The organism is Kurthia senegalensis (assembly GCF_000285595.1).
Taxonomy (GTDB): domain Bacteria; phylum Bacillota; class Bacilli; order Bacillales_A; family Planococcaceae; genus Kurthia; species Kurthia senegalensis.
The window spans coordinates 958801-977324 of the sequence record NZ_HE611064.1; the positions used below are offsets into that span (position 1 = coordinate 958801).

General features: G+C 37.5%; 13 protein-coding genes. 6 read left to right on the forward strand and 7 right to left on the reverse strand.

Features of this window, described 5'->3' with window-relative positions:
- Nucleotides 1–48: 48 nt before the first annotated feature.
- The 3 genes from KSHG_RS18515 to KSHG_RS05040 all read right to left on the reverse strand — a co-directional run bounded on the left by KSHG_RS18515 (nucleotide 49) and on the right by KSHG_RS05040 (nucleotide 5783).
- Nucleotides 49–2547 (reverse strand): hypothetical protein, encoded by a 2499-nt coding sequence (locus tag KSHG_RS18515; protein ID WP_010302736.1) that lies wholly within the window; start codon nucleotides 2545–2547, stop codon nucleotides 49–51.
- Nucleotides 2548–2936: 389 nt separating this feature from the next.
- Nucleotides 2937–3509 carry a nitroreductase family protein gene (locus KSHG_RS05035; RefSeq protein ID WP_010302739.1) on the reverse strand — a complete coding sequence of 191 codons (573 nt, stop codon included), beginning with the start codon at nucleotides 3507–3509 and terminating at the stop codon, nucleotides 2937–2939.
- 63 nt (nucleotides 3510–3572) lie between these two features.
- The gene (locus tag KSHG_RS05040; RefSeq protein WP_010302743.1) at nucleotides 3573–5783 is read right to left on the reverse strand and encodes an MMPL family transporter; all 2211 of its coding nucleotides are present in this window, start codon (nucleotides 5781–5783) and stop codon (nucleotides 3573–3575) included.
- Nucleotides 5784–5927: 144 nt separating this feature from the next.
- Between KSHG_RS05040 and KSHG_RS05045 the strand changes: the two genes are divergently transcribed.
- The 3 genes from KSHG_RS05045 to helD all read left to right on the forward strand — a co-directional run bounded on the left by KSHG_RS05045 (nucleotide 5928) and on the right by helD (nucleotide 9993).
- Nucleotides 5928–6554 carry a TetR/AcrR family transcriptional regulator gene (locus KSHG_RS05045; RefSeq protein WP_010302747.1) on the forward strand — a complete coding sequence of 209 codons (627 nt, stop codon included), beginning with the start codon at nucleotides 5928–5930 and terminating at the stop codon, nucleotides 6552–6554.
- 91 nt (nucleotides 6555–6645) lie between these two features.
- Nucleotides 6646–7674 carry a DUF2804 domain-containing protein gene (locus tag KSHG_RS05050; protein WP_010302751.1) on the forward strand — a complete coding sequence of 343 codons (1029 nt, stop codon included), beginning with the start codon at nucleotides 6646–6648 and terminating at the stop codon, nucleotides 7672–7674.
- Nucleotides 7675–7782: 108 nt separating this feature from the next.
- A complete protein-coding gene (gene helD, locus KSHG_RS05055; protein ID WP_010302755.1) occupies nucleotides 7783–9993 on the forward strand; it encodes an RNA polymerase recycling motor HelD in 2211 nt (736 codons plus the stop codon).
- A 52-nt stretch (nucleotides 9994–10045) separates the two neighbouring features.
- Here helD and KSHG_RS05060 read toward each other — a convergent pair whose 3' ends face one another.
- The 4 genes from KSHG_RS05060 to KSHG_RS05075 all read right to left on the reverse strand — a co-directional run bounded on the left by KSHG_RS05060 (nucleotide 10046) and on the right by KSHG_RS05075 (nucleotide 15262).
- Nucleotides 10046–10915 (reverse strand): GNAT family N-acetyltransferase, encoded by an 870-nt coding sequence (locus KSHG_RS05060; RefSeq protein WP_010302758.1) that lies wholly within the window; start codon nucleotides 10913–10915, stop codon nucleotides 10046–10048.
- 177 nt (nucleotides 10916–11092) lie between these two features.
- Nucleotides 11093–11722, reverse strand: a complete 630-nt coding sequence (locus tag KSHG_RS05065) for a FusB/FusC family EF-G-binding protein (RefSeq protein WP_010302760.1) — start codon at nucleotides 11720–11722, stop codon at nucleotides 11093–11095.
- 14 nt (nucleotides 11723–11736) lie between these two features.
- Nucleotides 11737–13551 carry an ABC transporter ATP-binding protein gene (locus tag KSHG_RS05070; protein WP_010302763.1) on the reverse strand — a complete coding sequence of 605 codons (1815 nt, stop codon included), beginning with the start codon at nucleotides 13549–13551 and terminating at the stop codon, nucleotides 11737–11739.
- Nucleotides 13544–15262 carry an ABC transporter ATP-binding protein gene (locus tag KSHG_RS05075; RefSeq protein WP_010302765.1) on the reverse strand — a complete coding sequence of 573 codons (1719 nt, stop codon included), beginning with the start codon at nucleotides 15260–15262 and terminating at the stop codon, nucleotides 13544–13546. The genes KSHG_RS05070 and KSHG_RS05075 overlap by 8 nt, the downstream gene beginning before the upstream one ends.
- A gap of 499 nt (nucleotides 15263–15761) precedes the next feature.
- Between KSHG_RS05075 and KSHG_RS18720 the strand changes: the two genes are divergently transcribed.
- The 3 genes from KSHG_RS18720 to KSHG_RS05085 all read left to right on the forward strand — a co-directional run bounded on the left by KSHG_RS18720 (nucleotide 15762) and on the right by KSHG_RS05085 (nucleotide 18502).
- Nucleotides 15762–16547: a PAS domain-containing protein gene (locus KSHG_RS18720; RefSeq protein ID WP_010302768.1), complete on the forward strand. Its 786-nt coding sequence runs from the start codon at nucleotides 15762–15764 to the stop codon at nucleotides 16545–16547.
- Nucleotides 16547–17764, forward strand: a complete 1218-nt coding sequence (locus KSHG_RS18725; protein ID WP_010302772.1) for a putative bifunctional diguanylate cyclase/phosphodiesterase — start codon at nucleotides 16547–16549, stop codon at nucleotides 17762–17764. The genes KSHG_RS18720 and KSHG_RS18725 overlap by 1 nt, the downstream gene beginning before the upstream one ends.
- 111 nt (nucleotides 17765–17875) lie before the next feature.
- Nucleotides 17876–18502, forward strand: coding sequence for a hypothetical protein (locus KSHG_RS05085; RefSeq protein ID WP_010302775.1), 627 nt, complete (start codon nucleotides 17876–17878; stop codon nucleotides 18500–18502).
- The last annotated feature ends 22 nt before the right edge of the window (nucleotides 18503–18524 follow it).

Genomic DNA, 18524 nt, shown 5'->3' on the forward strand with positions numbered 1-18524 from the left:
AAGTGCACATAAAAAAGGGCATCCAATCGGATGCCCTTTTTGTCATTCTTATTTCATAAATTGTTTTGATTCTTGATAAACGAATGTTGATTCGTAGTTGTATTTTTGAATATTCTCATAATTTGCTTGATCAAGATTCGTTACGACATATGAGCTACCTGAAAGCATTACTAATGGAATCACAAGTGTGTCTTTCAAATCAAATGCCTTCCCAGCATTATTTGAAATCGCTGTACTTAATTGCGTATTAAACTCTTCGCGCAATGGTTCATACGACTTCGCATAAATACTTAACATGTACACGAGCTCTTGGCGTGTCGTTACATTAGAAATTTCTTTCGTTAAATTGTATTTTCCAACATTTACTGAGTAAACGCTACCGAAGTACGCATTGTAATATTCAACAAAATCCCACGTTGCTACGTATGATTTTAATGAATCCATCGGTGCTTTCACCAATGCTTTTACTGCTGCATTTGATTTTTCATAATCTGCAATGACTAGCTTCGCCGCTGTGACTTTCGGTTTTTGTGCTACATAATTTGTCGCTAATTCTTTATAACCCATTTTATCTGTTAACGATAACGTACCAAACGCTTGTGCTTTCTTCATCAGTGTATCTGCATCTAATGTGTCTGTCGCTGTTTGAAGTTTTAATTTGAAGTCTGCGTCTGTTTGTAAATAATTACGTACAAGCTCTGATAATGCGCCATACTCGATTGTCAGCGTTTGTGCATTGCTAACTTTCGTTACGTCTAGCGTCGCATGTTTAACAGTGAAGTTATATCCTGTAAGCATCGCTTTTAGTCCTGCCATATCGTATTTCACTGATTTTTTAGCTGCTGACGATAACTCATCGTATGCATCAATCAGTTTTTGCACATCCGCTAAATTGTTCACAGTAATCGACGTAAATTTTGGTGCATCTTTTTCGAATTCATAACCATCAATAACAGCTTGTAAGTTAGCTAGTGAAATTAAACCAACTCGGTCTGCATCCGTTAGCGTACCATACAATTCTAATAATTTTTTAGCTGACTCATAATTAGCTGCTGTTAACGTCGTGTAATCAGTATTAAGTGCTTTTTTGAATGATTCATAGGCTGCTTGAAGCTTCGCAATATCAAACGTCACTTTATTTTTGTTCGCCTGTGACAGTGCCGCATATTGCTCTAACAACGCTTTTACTTCTTTTACATTACTCCCAGATACAGTTGTAGCTGTGAACCCATTAATCGTATACAATGTCACGAGATCACGTAATGCTGTAATTGGATATGTCACTTTCGCTTTGTCTGCATCTGATAACAATTCATAGGCTGCTAAAAGAGCTTTCGCATTAGTAATTGTCGTCGTATCTAACGTCGTATACGTTGGTGCATTATTAATTTGACCGAAAGATTGTTTCATATCTGCTTCAAATTTCGCAAGTAATGCTTTTAATTGTTCGATATTCGCAGTTACTTTCGCTCGATCTGCTGCCGATAATTTATCGTAAGCTGTAAGTAACGCACGAACTTGGTCCGCATTATCAACTGTGATATTCGTAATAGTCGTTGTGTTTAATTCGGTAATTGTTTTCGTTGCTTCCGTTGTAGAACCGCCGTCGTTATTACCGCCTCCATTGTCAGTACCACCGTTGTTGTTACCGCCTCCATTGTCAGTACCGCCGTTGTTGTTGCCTCCTCCATTGTCAGTACCACCGTTGTTGTTACCGCCTCCATTGTCAGTACCACCGTTGTTATTACCGCCTCCTGTGTTACTATCTACCGTTCGAATAAATACACCTTTTTCGTAGTAACCTAATACGCCATTGACAAACCCTGTACCTGTTAGCAATTTACCGTCTACATACACTTTCGAATTGTAAACAGCCGTTCCTACCGATTGCTTCGCTTTTGAATAAAGAATGCCACCATATACATAATTTGCTTTCGTATTCGGAATACCGTTTACATACAATTGATTACTGTAAATACCCGTTAATTTTTTACCAGCATTGTAACGAACTTTTACGCCACTAATTGTGCGTACACCTTTAAACGCTTTCCCTTTGCTATAGTATTTTCCGTTATATTCACCGGTAAAGCTCGTTCCTTTATAGTAAAGAACGCTACCTGATGTTTTATAACCTGTATATTTTTTCCCTTTATAATAAAGTGTGCCTTTATTTACTTTATATCCTGTAGCAAGCTTACCTTTTACGTATAACTTACCAGCATAAGTTGTTGTAACTGTCGATTTTTTCCCTTTGCTATACAATGTGCCTTTGTATAGTTTATTCCCCGTTGCTTTTTTCCCTTTGTAATACAGTGTACCTTTGTATAATGTATAGGCCGTTTTCTTCTTACCGTTGTAGTATAAAGTGCCTTTGTATACTTTGTATCCCTTAATTACTTTTTTCGTTTTAGCATTTACTAATTTACCTGATTTCACTTTATATGTTGTCGCCGCATTTGCTGCCAATGATGGTGTAATTGCTGTCGTTACAAGTAATGCTGATGTAAATGCTACTGTTGAATTTTTAACAATTTTCGAGTTCTTCATAATTTGAGAACCTCCTTCAAGTAATGGTCATTCTAAAACTTTCTAGTATTTTTTATCACCTTATGCTCATTAATAAACATTATTTTATAACTATTAATTTTCTCTTTTTTATAATTATTTTAAGTAAAAATGATGATTAATTGCATTAAATCAACGTTTTTAACCTTTATAAACGAAACAAAATGAAAAATAATTGATTCCTTAGAATTATTAAATTATTTTTAAATTATTTATTGAAAAGCCTTGTTTTTTTACATTAAATGTAAAATTATGTATAGAAAAATTTTTTTAGGGCTAAAGACCTTATACGATAGAAAGCAAAAAAACGACAAAAAAAGGTTCGTAATCGAGTAGATTACGAACCTTTTTATAAAGCGTAAATTTATTATTTATTCACCGAAGAACGTGACGATTTCTTCTGCTGATTTACGAGGTTTTTTTGCAGGTACTTTATCGAAATAACCTAATTGAACCATCGCAATAACACGTTCAGCAGGTTTAGCACCGATTGCTTCAATAAATTCTGGACTATCTAGCCAAGTTGGATTTTTCCAAATAGAACCGATACCACGGTCCCAAGCAAGAAGCATCATATTTTGAATAAAGCAGCTCGCTGCCGCGAAATCTTCCGTACGTTCATGCTGACGTAAATCTTCTGGTACAACGACGAATGCATATGCACCCGGCGTTAAAAATTTCGTCATTTTATGTTCGATTTCTTCTGCTGATAAGCGTTCATGATTCGGTATCGTGACGTTACGAATGACTTCTAACACTTTCGGTAAGCCTTCCCCAACGCCTAAAATAACGCGCCAAGGTTGGCGATTTTTATGATTCGGTGCCCATACAGCATCGTCAATAATATCTAGTAGATCTTGTGCATCTACAGGTTGTTTGTTAAATACACCGACAGATCGACGTTCTAAAATTGCTTCTCTAATCGTTAAAGCTTGTTCATTCACCTTAATCACTCCTAAAGACTCTTTTCGTTTCCACGATACCACACTCAATACAAAAGATAAAACTTATTCGTCAACTTTCTTTTTCCAAAGTTTACCTGGCCAAAATGCGAAACGTCCGAATAATGTCATTAATGCTGGTACGAGTAGAGGACGAACAATAAACGTATCTAAAAGCACACCAAGTGCTGTAATAATACCGAATTGTACGAGTGCTTGAATTGGTAATGTACCAAGTACAGCAAATGTCCCTGCTAAAATTAAACCAGCAGATGTAATGACACTCCCTGTATATTTCACACCTTCTGCGACCGCTTGTTTCAACGGTTTCTCTTTACGACGTTGCCAAATTTCAGAAACCATGAAGATGTTGTAATCGACTCCGAGTGCAACGGAGAATACGAACGTATACAGTGGAATCGAACCTTGAATCGCTTCGACACCCATACCGTAATGTAAAATTAACCATCCGAGTCCAAGTGCAGAGAAGTACGATAATAGAACGGTTGCCATTAAGAAAATCGTCGCTGTAATCGAACGTAAGTAAACGAGTAATAATATCGCAATCAATGCAATGATTACGGGCATGATCACTTTCTCATCTGCAGAAATCACTTGCATTTCATCGTATTGTGAAGCTGTTTCTCCACCAATCCATACGTTGGATTTAGCATCGCTCACCCCAGCTTCTTTTAACAAAGAAACTGTTTCTGCTTTAATTTTTGGAATTTGATCTAGTGATTCTGAAGAGTAAGGATTTTCTTTCAAATCAAGTTCATACAATTGAATGTTTGAATCTTTCTCCCCAACTCTTTTCTCTGTAACAGAAGCTGCAAAACTTAATGCTTCTAAATCTTTTTGTAAATCTACATCTTTGCCATCTGTATCAACGACAACTTGAACGGGCGCTAATTCACCTGCAGAGAAGTTTTTCTCTACTAATGAGTAGCCTTCACGTGATGTCATATCTTCCGGGAAAGAAGATAAAATATCGAATGTAAATTTAATCTTCGGTGCAAAAGCAGCTAATGAACCGAGTAAAATAACTGTCACAAGTGCTACGACAATTGGTTTTTTCGTCGTAAATTTACCGACCGCATGACTAAATTTATGTTTCGGACGATGTTGTTTAAAAGGTTTATTTTTCGCTGTTGCACGTTGTTGTTCCATTTTTTCTGTACGTGGAATAAATGGCCAAAACGCTGCTCGACCGATTAGTACAAGAATAGCTGGTAATACGATTAAAGCAGTAATCCCCATAATTAACACGCCGAAGCTAAATGGAATGGCAAAACGTTCAAACGTACCGTAATCTGCTAAACCAAGTGTCGCTAAACCGATTACAACTGTTAATGCGCTCATTAAGATCGCACCGCCTGATTCTTTAATAGCTTGTGCCATCGCTTTGCCTTTATCTTCGAACAGTAATAATGTTTCACGATATTTAGAAATTAAGAATAAACAATAATCTGTCCCTGCCCCGAAGAGCAATACGGTCATAATCGAGACGGCTTGTGCATCTTTGTCCACGATGCCATGTTCCGCCATAAAACCAAGTGCTGGGCTAATAACGCCATATGCTAAAACGACCGCAATAATTGGAATAATTGCTAATAATGGTGAACGGTAAATTAAAATTAATAATACGAGTACGAGTAATACCGTCGCAATCATTAATTTCACGTCTGCACTAGCGAATAATCCTGTCGCATCTACTGAAATTGCAACCGGACCTGTGTAACGTAAGTTTAATTCATCATTCTTTTCATAATTGCCTTCTAATGAAACGTCACCTTTCACACGCTTCGTAATTTCTTCTAATCCTTGTTTGTAAGCATCTGTATTGGCATCTTTATCGAAAAATACAGGTGTTACGAGTGTTTTCCCATTTTCAGACACGCTGCTCATTAATGCTTGTGCAGGTGCTTTATATAGAGGAGGTACGAGCGATTGAGACTTCACTGGATTGTCATCTAAGTCTTTATATAAGTCTAAAACTTTTTGAAGGTCCTCTTGTTTCAATCCTTCTTCTCTATGCCATACGAGTAAAAGTGGCACTCCCGAGTCGTTCGGGAATTGTTCTTCTACAATTTTAGCCGCTTGTTTAGACATCTCTGTGTCTTTTAAGTTTTCAGTTGCTACGTTGTCCACACTATTAATTTGTGGCCAACTGAATGTAAACACAGCAACGAGAACAACCCAAAATAAAAGCGATAACCAACGACCCTTTTTACTTGAAACTAATTCTCCCCATAATTCTATTGGGCTCTTCTTCATCGAATTCCTCCTAACATATAGTTAAATATCATTGCCTATTCATTATATATACCGAGTGGTTAATTTTACAATCATTATGTTCCTAACAGATTCAGAGTGATGTTATAATAAGAGTATGAATCTACACAGAAACGAGGGAATTTTATGGCTACAGAACATAGTCGTCCACTCGGCCGTCCGAAAAAAGAATCTCAAAAAACCCCACTGCGTCAACAAATTTTATATACAGCTACACAACAATTTATGCTACAAGGCTTTAAGGAAGTCTCAATGAACTTAATCGCCGAAAAAAGTAATGTAACGAAAGCAACAATTTATTATTATTTCGATTCAAAAGCGACTCTATTTACCGAAATGATCGTACAGCTTATGGAACGTATTCGAAAAATGACAGAAAAAATTTTAAATGACATACAACTTTCATTTAAAGATCGTCTCGTGATACTAGTCGAAAATCATATGAAAGCAACAGCTGATTTAGAAATCCAAAAATTCATCCGCGATGCAGAACCTTCTTTAGGCGACCATAATTTACGCCAAGTTCATCAATCTGAACAACAAATGAATGACGTGATACGTCTAGCCTTTGAAAGAGAAATGAAGCTCGGAACGATTCCTCCTCAAAATAGCCTATTCGTTTTGCAAACCTTTTTATCTCTTTTAAACGTCGGTCGCTACAAAGACTTTAACAATAAACCACTTTTCCCAGACCATCACCTCGGTGCTCAAAAAGTGATCGACTTTTTCTGGGCAGGTTTGTTCGCAAAATAATTTTATGTTTCCTACGTTAATGAGCGAATATTACACATGTTTTTTGCTACAATATAGGTAATTATTTTTAATGGGAAAGGATGTTTCGAAATTGACACAGCACGCTGAAAAAGAATTGCTAGAAGCTACACTCCTTTGTGACCACAAAGGGAACTTAAATCCTCAAGCAATTGGTTACGCCCGTAAACCTCTGATTACAAGTAATTTAAAAGGGCATTTTATGCGTAAGAAGAAATGGAATTATTGGTGTGTTTTTGGAGATGAAATTTTATTTTCTGCAACGATTAGCCATCTCGATTATGCTGCTGTTTGTTTCGTTTATTTTTTAGAATACGAAACGCAACGCTTTTTCGAAAAAACGATTACATTACCACCCATTTCAAAACGTGTAAAAATGTCACAGGATGTATTAGAAACCGTCATTTGCAAAGATTCCGACATCTCAATTTCCATTACCTATAATGGCATAAATGAAACGTATTTAACCGTTCATATTGAAGATTTCGACGATGACGTACTCGATGCAAAATTAACAATCCAACATCTTGATGAAGATGATTCTTTAAATGTCGTCATTCCTTGGAATCGCCAAACATTCCAATTTACAGCGAAACACCATACGCTCCCAACTTCCGGTACAGTAACACTCGGTGAAAAAATGTACACGTTTGAACCGAGAGAATCTTTCGCTGTACTCGACTACGGACGTGGTGTTTGGCCAAGAGAATCGACTTGGAACTGGGGAATGGCTTCTCAAAGACTTGGTTTCCACCGCGTCGGCTTAAATCTCGGTGGGCAGTGGACGGATGGTACGGGCATGACTGAAAATGCCATCTTCATCGATGGGCATATGTCGAAAATCCACGAAGACGTATTGTTTATTTACGATGAGAAAGATTTAATGAAGCCGTGGAAAATTCATACACGTTTCTCTGACGACGTAAATCTAACATTCACTCCTTTCTTCGAACGCGTTGCTGAAACCGATGCAAAAGTGATTAAGTCATCCGTCCATCAAATGGTCGGCTACTACAACGGTAAAGTGAAATTAGATAACGGAGCGTACTTCCACATACAGCAACTACTCGGAACGTGTGAAGACCATGCTGCTAAGTGGTAAACTAATACAATAACGGAACGGAAAGAGAGGTATACATTTACCCTCTCTTTTTTTATCTGTAAAAAAGCGTATAGTAAAAAGTATGATTTTGAAACGGAGGAACATACGATGCAACATCCCGAATTTGAACAAGAACAGCAACATTTAGCTTACGTAAAACATTTCATGGCGAATGTTCTAAAAGAATCTGCACAAGATCTCGTTAACGCACAAGATAATATTCGCAAATCTATGGCAGACCTTGAATATTTAGATTCTAGTTCTAGCTATTTAAATATTTTAACGAATTCCCGTTTCTTCGATATGGCACGAGAACAAAAAGAAGGCTTAGAAGCAATTATTCAAAAGCCTTATTTCGCACGAATTCACTTTCAAAAAGACGGGGAATTCGCTGAAAAATTGTATATTGGCAAAACGTCTTTATTTGACCGTGAAACGCAAGACCCGGTCATCGTCGATTGGCGCTCCCCTGTCGCTAACGTTTATTATGACGGACGACTCGGCGATTTAACGTACGATGTAAACGGCGAAGAAATGAACGGTCATCTTTTTGCGAAACGTCAGTATAAAATTGAAAAAGGCAAATTATTAAGCGTGCGTGATGTCGATTTAACGACGAATGACGAGCTGCTACAAGATGCGCTTTCAGGAAAAGCCGACGTCCGTTTAACGGAAATCGTCTCAACGATTCAAGCAGAGCAAAACGAAATTATTCGTGCCCATTTAAAACAACCCATCATCGTACAAGGAGCCGCTGGTTCAGGTAAAACGACTATTGCGTTGCACCGTATTTCTTACTTTTTATATACGATGGGCGAACATTTCAACGCAGATCAGCTAATGATTTTAGCACCAAACCATTTATTTATCGATTATATCGGAGACGTACTTCCCGAACTTGGTGTCGGTAAAATACGACAAGAAACATTCGCTTCTTACGTCATGCAAGCGACAAAATTGAAGCTAAAAATCCAAGACCCAAATGTGTATTTGGAACAACTTGTTCAAGCACAAGCGTCGGAAAAAGACCTTGTAACGACACGTTTGAAAGGCTCAATGGAATACCGTGACATCATGCAAAATTACGTAGATCAAATTGCACGTGACATCGCTGTACAATTCGAAGATGTTTATATCGACAAATATCGTATTATGCGTGCGAGTCATCTACAAGAGCTATTTTTAGAAGACTACGTATACTTACCAATTGAAGAGCGCATTCAAAAATTAAAATCAGTTATTCAAAGTCACGTACGTCAAAAACGAAAACAAATTGTGTATACATTGAACAAAAAATACGATGACATTATCGGAAAAGCGCTGAATATTTTCAACGATGAACGCCGTAAAAAAGAAGTAACGCGCTGGATTGATGAACGAGACGAACGCATTCCCGCAATCGAAAAAGAAGCGAAATCAACAGCGTCTAACTATATGAAACGTTTCTCAAAATACAACATTAAAAAACTGTATCGTGCCTTCTTAACAGAAGATGCTGTGCAACAGCAAATCGCACCGCAGTGGACGAAAAAACAACGCATATCATTCCAAAAAGAACATGCGAAAGAACAATGGACGAACGAAGATTTAGCTGCGCTATTTTTTTTACATGCGAAAATTAAAGGTATTAAGCCTGAGCATAAAATACGCGTCGTCTTTATCGATGAAGTGCAAGATTATAGTTTATTCCAACTTGCTGCCTTAAAAGAAGGACTCGATACGGATATGTTTACGATTGTCGGAGATTTAGCACAAGGGATTCATAGTTATCGTTCCTTAACAAATTGGGAAGATGTCCAAGCACTGTTCCCACGTGCCAGTTATAAAACACTCCAAAAAAGTTATCGTACGACGATCGAAATTATGGCTGTAGCGAATGAAATTTTAAGTCAAATGGATGAAGATTTACCACTCGTTGAGCCCGTCGTTCGACACGGTTTACAACCCGCTTTCCATGAAGAAACGACATGGAATACGGAAACGATTGTGACGTTATTTAACGATATTAAACAACGGCATCAATCGATTGCGCTCATTTGTAAGACGAGTGCTGAAGCAAAAAAAATCGCCGCTTCTCTCACGAACGTACTCGACGTTCAATTATTAGACGGTGCACAAGGAATTGATCAAGAAAAACTGTTGATCGTTCCGAGCCACTTAGCGAAAGGTCTTGAATTCGATGCCGTCATGATCGTTAGTAGTGAAGAAGGTTATAGAGACGTACCTTTAGAACGTAAATTATTATACGTTGCGATGACTCGTTCTATGCATGAATTACATTTAATCGGTCCATCTAAACAGCATTTCTTATTACAGTAAATCAAAAAGGCAAGGATGATTAGTTCATCCTTGCCTTTTTTCGTTCATTAATTTATTTCACGACGTAGTAATCAACTTGTCCTTTAACGACAAAACCAGCTTGTTGATATAAGCGAAGTGCGTCTACGTTATCTAATTCAACGTCTAACAGCACCCATTTCAACCCTTTTTGAACGGCTTCTGTTTGTGCCCAGTTCAATAAAGTCGTACCGATTCCAGAACGACGGTATCCAGGTTCTACTGTGAAAGCCGTAACCCAAAGTTCGTCTTCTCGAACAGTCGTTGAAATCGTACCAACCGGCACGTTATCTTCTACGTACATCATCAACTGCATATGTTTATTTTTTTCTGTTTGCGCAATTAGTTGTTCCGTTTCTTCTGCTAAGTCACTGAAACCTAATTCCATCATATGTTGCAACGCTAAATAATCGGCTTGTTCGTATGGACGAATTTCATCATCCTCAGGTAATTGAACTGTTTTTTCTTCTGCTACCGCTTGTAACGTCGCTTCTGAAGAACTGTATTCGTAACCAAGTGCTGTTAAAAAGCCCTTCGCCGCGTCACTCGGATAGCTCGTTGCCATTTCTCCAGAAGATTGACGTTCTGTTAAGCTACTTTTAAACGTCTCAACGAGTTTACGACCGATGCCTTGACGACGATGTTTCGCGTCGACAACAGCCGCCCATTCATACGTATTTAAACCGAATAAATCAAGGGCACTTAAAGCACCGACTAATAAATCTTCATCGTTATACACAAGACTCATGAAGCCACGTTGTTCCGTTGCTTGCCAAAAGTTTTCGTGTAGTAATGTATTGTATTCAACCGCGTCATTTAATTGAACGCGTTTTAGAAGTTGTTCTACTTCTCGTTTCGTTTCTTCATCTAGAGGATAGGATGCTTTCATTGCGAAAAGCTGCATGTACAATTCCACCTTTAATCATTTTTTCATAGCTCTCTCTAATGCTCGATGTTCTTTATTTTAACGTATTTACTATCAACTTACACATGATTAAGCCGAAAACATTCGAAAAGTACGTATCCACATAAGAAAAGACAGCGTCGATTGAAACCTCTTCGCTGTCTTTTACTAACCCCGTTATATTAAATTACGTTGTACGAACGTTTCTAATTTTTCATAATCTGACAAACGTTGATTACACGTCTGCACATTATCACAAATGTAATTGCTATACGCTGTAAATTGGTCTTCTTTCCCTTTTACTTTCGCAGTAAAAAGATGCACATCCGTTTGTTCATGACAAATCGCGCAAATTCCTTTCGTACGATACTGCGGTTCTGCTACACCTCTTAATGCCGTATAATTCCCCTCACGTTCCGTCACGATATATTGACGATGCGTGCGAGAATCGTACCAACTTAAATAACTAATCGCCGTCCAATCTTGAGATGCGAGATTCGGTATGTGTAACTTTTTTTCTTTTTTAAATAGTGATTGCAATTGTTTCGGCGAAATCGGCTGGAATGGAATCGTATACCGTTTCAAACTTTCTATAAACAATTCTGCTCCTACACGATCTTCTATTTGTTCAAATGCTTTCAGTAGTTCCATTTGTGGCATAGTCAGTTGTTGCTCGATTTCACTTACAGCAATTCCTTTTACCGCATCTAAAACAGCTGCATCTTGTGAACTCGCTTTCGCCTTTAACACTTTCCACATTTGCTTTTCAATAAAGCGTACATTCGCTACCGTTAAAAACTGTTCCACGTCTATCCCTCCTTTTAATCTAACGCTGCACCTTGCGTCACCATGTCATAATAACGACCTTTCGCTTCAAGTAACTGCTGTCGTTCGCCACCTTCGATTAAGCGACCTTTTTCCATAACGAAAATGTAATCTGCATTTTTCACCGTATTTAAACGATGGGCAATGACGATGCTTGTTCGGTCGACCATCAAACGGTCAAGCGCTTCTTGAATCGCCATTTCTGTCACCGTATCGATGCTTGAAGTCGCTTCATCTAACAGTAAAATAGCAGGGTCGGCAACGAGAGCACGCGCAATTGATAACAATTGTTTTTGCCCTTGGCTAATATCGCCTCCGTCTTCCGTTAACAAATGATCGTATCCGCCAGCTAACGTTTCAATAAACGTATGGGCATTCGCCTGTTTCGCTGCTCGTTCAATTTCTTCATCTGTCGCGTCTAACCGACCGTATCGAATATTTTCACGTACCGAGCCTTCGAATAAAAATGGTTCTTGTAAAACGAATGCCATTTGTTTACGCAAGTCACTACGCGTTATTTGTTGAATCGGTCGTTCATCAATTCGAACTTCCCCTTCTTGCACGTCATAAAATCGTGCAATTAATTGCATAATCGTCGTTTTCCCTGCACCCGTCGCCCCAATTAAAGCCGCGGTTTTCCCTGCCGGAATCGAAAATGATAATTGAGAGAGCGTCGGTTCAGCAGTCGTCTTGTCGTAACGGAATGTCACGTGATCAAATTCAATATGACCGTCTAATCGACGTGTAACAGGTAATGTATGCCCTTCTTTTTCAATCGGTTCGTCGATAATTTCAAATACGCGTTCTGCCCCAGCAATCGCAGACAAAACATTGTTAAATTGGTTAGCTAAATCATTTAATGGACGCGTAAATTGTCGTGCATATTCTGTGAAAATAACGATTGTCCCGACCGATAAATGACCGTTTACAGCGAGGATACCACCAACTAGTGCTACGACTGCGAAACTAGCGTTATTTAAAAAGTTCATGACTTTCGGGATACCGCCCGAATAAATATTCGCCCAATACCCCGCCTTTTTTAATTCGTCCGATTGTCGTGTGAAATCGTCAATTAAACGTTGTTCTTGTGAATAAGCTTTTACCGTCAATTGACCTGAAATCGCTTCTTCCACCATACCGTTTAATTTCCCTAAACGTTGTTGTTGTAATTTAAATAGTGGTCCTGTACGTCGCGTAATCCATCGCGTCGCAAAAAACATCACTGGAATAATAAGCATCGTAATAACCGTTAGTAATGGACTCAGCGTTAGCATAACAATGACGGTTCCTGTAATGACAAGAATGCTTGAGAACACTTGGATAAATGTCGTATTCAGCGTTGCACTCACATTGTCCATATCGTTCGTCATCCTACTCATTAATTCCCCGTGTTGCTTGCGATCAAAAAATGAGATTGGGAGCTTTTGAAACTGCTCGAATAAATCCGTTCTCATACGATAAACTGTTTGTTGTGCAATATCGATCATCCAATAGTTTTGTAAAAATAAAGCGCCCGATAACAAAATATAACTAATGGCGAGTACGACTAAAATCGTTAAAATACCTTTCAACTCTTTTGGCACGATGTAATCATCAATCAAGCGTCCAATTAAGTACGGACCTAGCAATTGAAGTATCGAACTTAAAACAACCATCGCAAGTACGACTAAAAGTAAAAAGCGTTGCTCGTCTACGTACTGCCAAATACGTTTTAACGTAGCACCCATATTCGTTGCTTTGTCTCGTTTTTTCTTTTGTCGTTGCAACATATCTTTCGTTAAAATCGGTTCATAGCCAAAAGGTTTAAACATCGGAATCCACCTCCTGTTGAGATGCGACAATCGATTGGTACAGCGACGATTGTTGCATTAATTGTTCATGTGAACCGATGGCAACGATTTCACCTTGTTCCATTAACATAATACGGTCTGTCGCGCGTGCCGTATGAATTTTTTGTGTTACGACGAGCAATGTTGCTCGTTCATTTTGTAAGTTATCCCACAATTTCTTCTCCGTTCGAACGTCTAAAGCACTCATACTATCATCAAACAAGAGAATCGTTGGTTTTCGAATGAGCGCGCGTGCAATCGCCATACGTTGCTTTTGCCCACCTGATAAGTTCACACCTTTTTGACCAATTTTCGTCTCATAACCATCATCAAATTGCATAATACTTTCATGAATTTGAGCTTTTTGACAAGCGTCGATTACTTCTTCAAGCGTCGCATCTTGCTTGCCCCATACGATGTTATCAAAAATGGTTCCTGTGAAAAGTAGGGAACGCTGCGGTACGAAACCGATACGTTCTCGCAATGCCGGAAGTTGCCATTGTTTCAACGGTAGGTTTTCGACAGAAACTTCTCCAGCCGTTGCGTCATATAAACGTGGTATTAATTGTAACAATGAACTTTTACCCGAACCTGTTGCGCCCATAATCGCAATCTTTTCTCCTTTTTGAATATCAAAAGAGATGTTTCGTAACACGTCCTTCCCTCCATTTTCATATTGAAAATGAACGTCATGGAATGAGATCGCTCGTTGCGTTTTTTGAACTAGGGGCATTTCGCCTTCTAGCGACGTTTCATTTATATCTAACACTTCTTCCATTCGATTTGCGGAAGATTTTGCTCGTGCGAATAGTACGATAATAAATGCAAACATGCTGAAGTTTCCTGTAATGCGCAGCGCATAGTTAATCATCGCGACTAAGTCACCTACTTGTACTTCATTCGCTCGAATTTGTTCTGCACCGAGCCAAATAATAACTAATAAAGCACCGTTCATTACGACGAGTAAAATTGGTTGGATTAACTCCATTAATTGAAATGCTTTTGCAGAATTTTGCTTCAAAGCATCTGCGATTTTAGCAAATCTCGAAGCTTCATACGTCCCTCTCATATACGCTTTAATTAAGCGCATCGCCTGTAAATTTTCTTGAATCACGCGATTCACTCGATCGATTGAGCGTTGGACGATTCCAAAATTACGCCATCCGATTTTCACCATAAAGAACAAGAATAATAGTAAAAAAGGAAATGGAATAACGAGATAAAAAGCGAGTTTCACATTGACAAAGAACGCTAAGATGAAACTACCGATGACGACAAGTGGTGCTCGAAGCATGAAACGCATACTCATGAAAAATACTTGCTGGACTTGCGTCACGTCATTCGTCAAACGTGTAATCAATGCCGATGTTGGAAATTTCAAAAAATTAATCATAGAAAGTGATTGTACTTTTTTAAACAATGCTACACGTAAATCATACGCGAAGCTTTGCGCAGCATGTGCAGAAAAAAAGGAATTCGATAATCCGGCTAAAAATGCTAAAACACTCAACCCAACCATGACACTTCCCCAAACGACAACATAGCGTAAATCATTTTTTAAAATACCTTCATCAACGATTTTTCCGATGATTAACGGCTGGATTAATTCTACCGCTAATTCAACGAGCATAAATGCGAGTGCAATGATAGCAGGCCATTTGTATGGACCCATAAACGACATGATTTTTTTCATCGCTCTCGTCCCTTCTATGTTTTTTTATTCATTCTATTTCTTATTATGCCATATTATTTTCGCTAGATACGACTAAAATTCCACAAAAATGGGAATAGAATAATAGCGATAAAAATTTCTAGCATTTTTATCCTTTTATTTTTTATTTTTATACTATGCCAAAAGTTTAAAAAACTAAATTAATATGTCGTTAATTATTATTTTTCTTCTATATTTAAAGTTTTTTAATTTCTTATAATAAAGTATAAATACTTATTATCTATTTAAAATAAATTATTTTATTACTTATCTTTTTTTAAAAAAATAGTTCTTTATAATCTTTTTTGTTTTATTTTTAAACAAACTTTTATATCAGTTATTATATTTTTAATCGAATTAATACTATTAGTTTCCCGACAATAGAAAGAATTTGCCAATCGTCTCATTGTAATTGGTGACTTATCGACCATTTTTCTTTATAATAGATTTTATTACTGACATTCAAGGAGTCGTTGTATACATGGATGAACTCAAAAGTATTTTTCAACATGCCAATCCTATTTTGAATTATACTTCTAACGCAATGGTTATTTTAGACCATGAAGGTGAAATTATTTCATGGAATCACCAAAGCGAGGAGCTATTCGGCTATAGTGCAGAACAGATGGTAGGTCTTAATATTCACATACCTCCTCATCATTCGGAGCAATTAACTGAATTATTTAATGCGAGTTTACGCTCACACAAAGAACAAATTTCAGAAAACCTTACACTTGAAACACAAAACAATAAATTAATTCAGCTGACAGCTTTTGCGAAAGCCGTCACGATCAAAGACGAGCGTTTCGTTATGATTCGATTCACCGCAACACATAAATCAGAGAAAAATGCTGCCTCTGAATTAAATTGTTTACGCAATGGATTAGAAGAATCATTTATGGTACTAGAATTAGATCATGAAGGTCTTATTAACTTTGCGAATCCCCTTTATTTAAAATATAGCAAATGGACACCTAAGCGTATTTTAGGGAAAACATTATGGCAAATGTTCCCGCAAACAGAACAGGGCATTAACAAAGTGAATGAAATTTGGAATATCGTTCACGGCGGACATATTTGGCAAGGTGAAGTTGAAAAAGCCGCGAAAGATGGCACTTCTTATTGGGTAGAACTCATCGCTATTCCCGTTTCATCGAACAATAGCTCACCGGACTATTTCTTAATTTTAGCGACGGACATTACGGAAAAAAATTATTACAACAACGTCTTGAAAAAATCGCCTACATTGACCAAGAAACAGGTTTAATGAACCGCTATCGTTTAGAACAAATCGTCAACGAAATGATCGATACGAAGCAACATTTCACATTTGTTTATTTAAGCATCGATAAATTTTATTCATTAAAAGAACTGTATAGCGAGCAAATGGAGTCTATTTTATTACAAGAATTTACGAATCGTTTAAAAATGTATTTCCAAGATAGTGTTATGGCACGTATTACGATTAACGACTTCGCTATTTTGACGCCACTCGGTGAATGGTTCATTCAAGGTTTCTTGGCATATTTAGAACAACATCCTATTTACATCGAGGGAATCGCACTACCATTAACAGTATGTGGTGGTATTTCAAAATATCCTGAAGATCAACAAACATTTAATCATTTATTAAAAGCTTCACATGAAATCATTAATAAAATGCATTCTGATGGTGGTAGCACGATTTCAAGCCTTTCTACAGCAGACCATAAAGCACTAAGTCGCCGTGCAATGATAGAGAAACGCTTATTAATCGCGTTGGACCAAAAAGATTTAAAAGTACTGTACCAACCACAATTAAATTTAAAAACGAAGAAAATTGAAGGTGTCGAAGCACTCGTTCGTTGGGAAGATTCTGAGCTAGGTATTATCCCACCAGACGTGTTAATTCCAATTGCTGAAGAAACTGGTTTAATTAATGAAATTGGTACATTTATGCTTGAAAAAGCGTGCGAACAAGCCGTCATTTGGAAGAAAAAAGGACATACTATTTTCGTTAGTGTGAACTCATCTGTTCGTGAATTCCGCGACAAAAATATGGTTAAAATTATTCGTGGCGTACTCGATAAAACTGGTTGTCCTGCTAGTCTCTTACAAATCGAAATTACCGAAAAATTCGCTCTAGAAGCAGAAGCAGAAGGGTCGATCATTAAGCAAATGAAACAATTGCAAACAGATGGTGTTCGTTTTGTCCTTGATGACTTCGGTACAGGCTACGCATCATTCCGTTACATGCAGCTTCTTCCACTTGAAGAATTTAAAATCGATAAAATGTTTATCGCAACACTCGCTTACCAACAAAAAACACAAAAACTAATTCACGGTATGATTCAATTTGGCCATTCGTTAAACATGCGTGTTTTAGCAGAAGGCGTCGAAACAGAAGAACAACTCGATTTATTGACACAGTACAATTGTAATGCTGCGCAAGGATATCATATTAGTCGTCCTATCGATGCAAATGAAATTAGCAAACTTCTATAACAAGTAATTACTAAAAATTGGAACACGAATTGCTTATAATGGCACTTCGTGTTTTTTTCATTTCATGTAACAATAAAGAGAGTATGTAAAAAATTACAAGGAGGGTCTATCATGTCCTCACCGAAAACAAAATTAAGTACACTCAACCTTTTGCTAGCGCTCCTATTTATTTCGTTTTTGAGCTTATTTTTCGTACTATTCCACAATTACCAAAAAACGCAACTTGTTGAAGCGAATGAACCGGTATCAAATGGAGAAATGAACAAAAAAGTAAATGATGAAACGAATGAAGAAGTAAATAAAAACACGGACACCGTAACGATTCAGAAAAAATATAGCCCTTATAAAGGGATCCAAATTGTGACTGAGCGCTCCAAAGCCGATCATTACACACTCACCTATCCAGAAACGACAAATACATCCGTCAATCGAGCAATTAAAAAGAAACTATATGCTTATAGAGATGCGTATTTAGCTTCTGGAAATCAAAATTTCAACGGCACTTTGGCAATAACAAAATCGGCTAAATACGTAACATTTTCATTTAAAAATAAAGAACAACTCGCGACAAATCAAAAAGAAAAAATTACGACTTCGTTTATTACATATGATACGAAAAACGCGAAAATTGTAACATTAGACCATATTTTAACGAAACAAGAATTGTTGCGCCTTTCAAAACTATCGAGCTATGCTTTACAACAAAAAAGGTCCCCTTACAAAAAGCGAATAAACTAACGGCACCAATGTGGAAAAATTA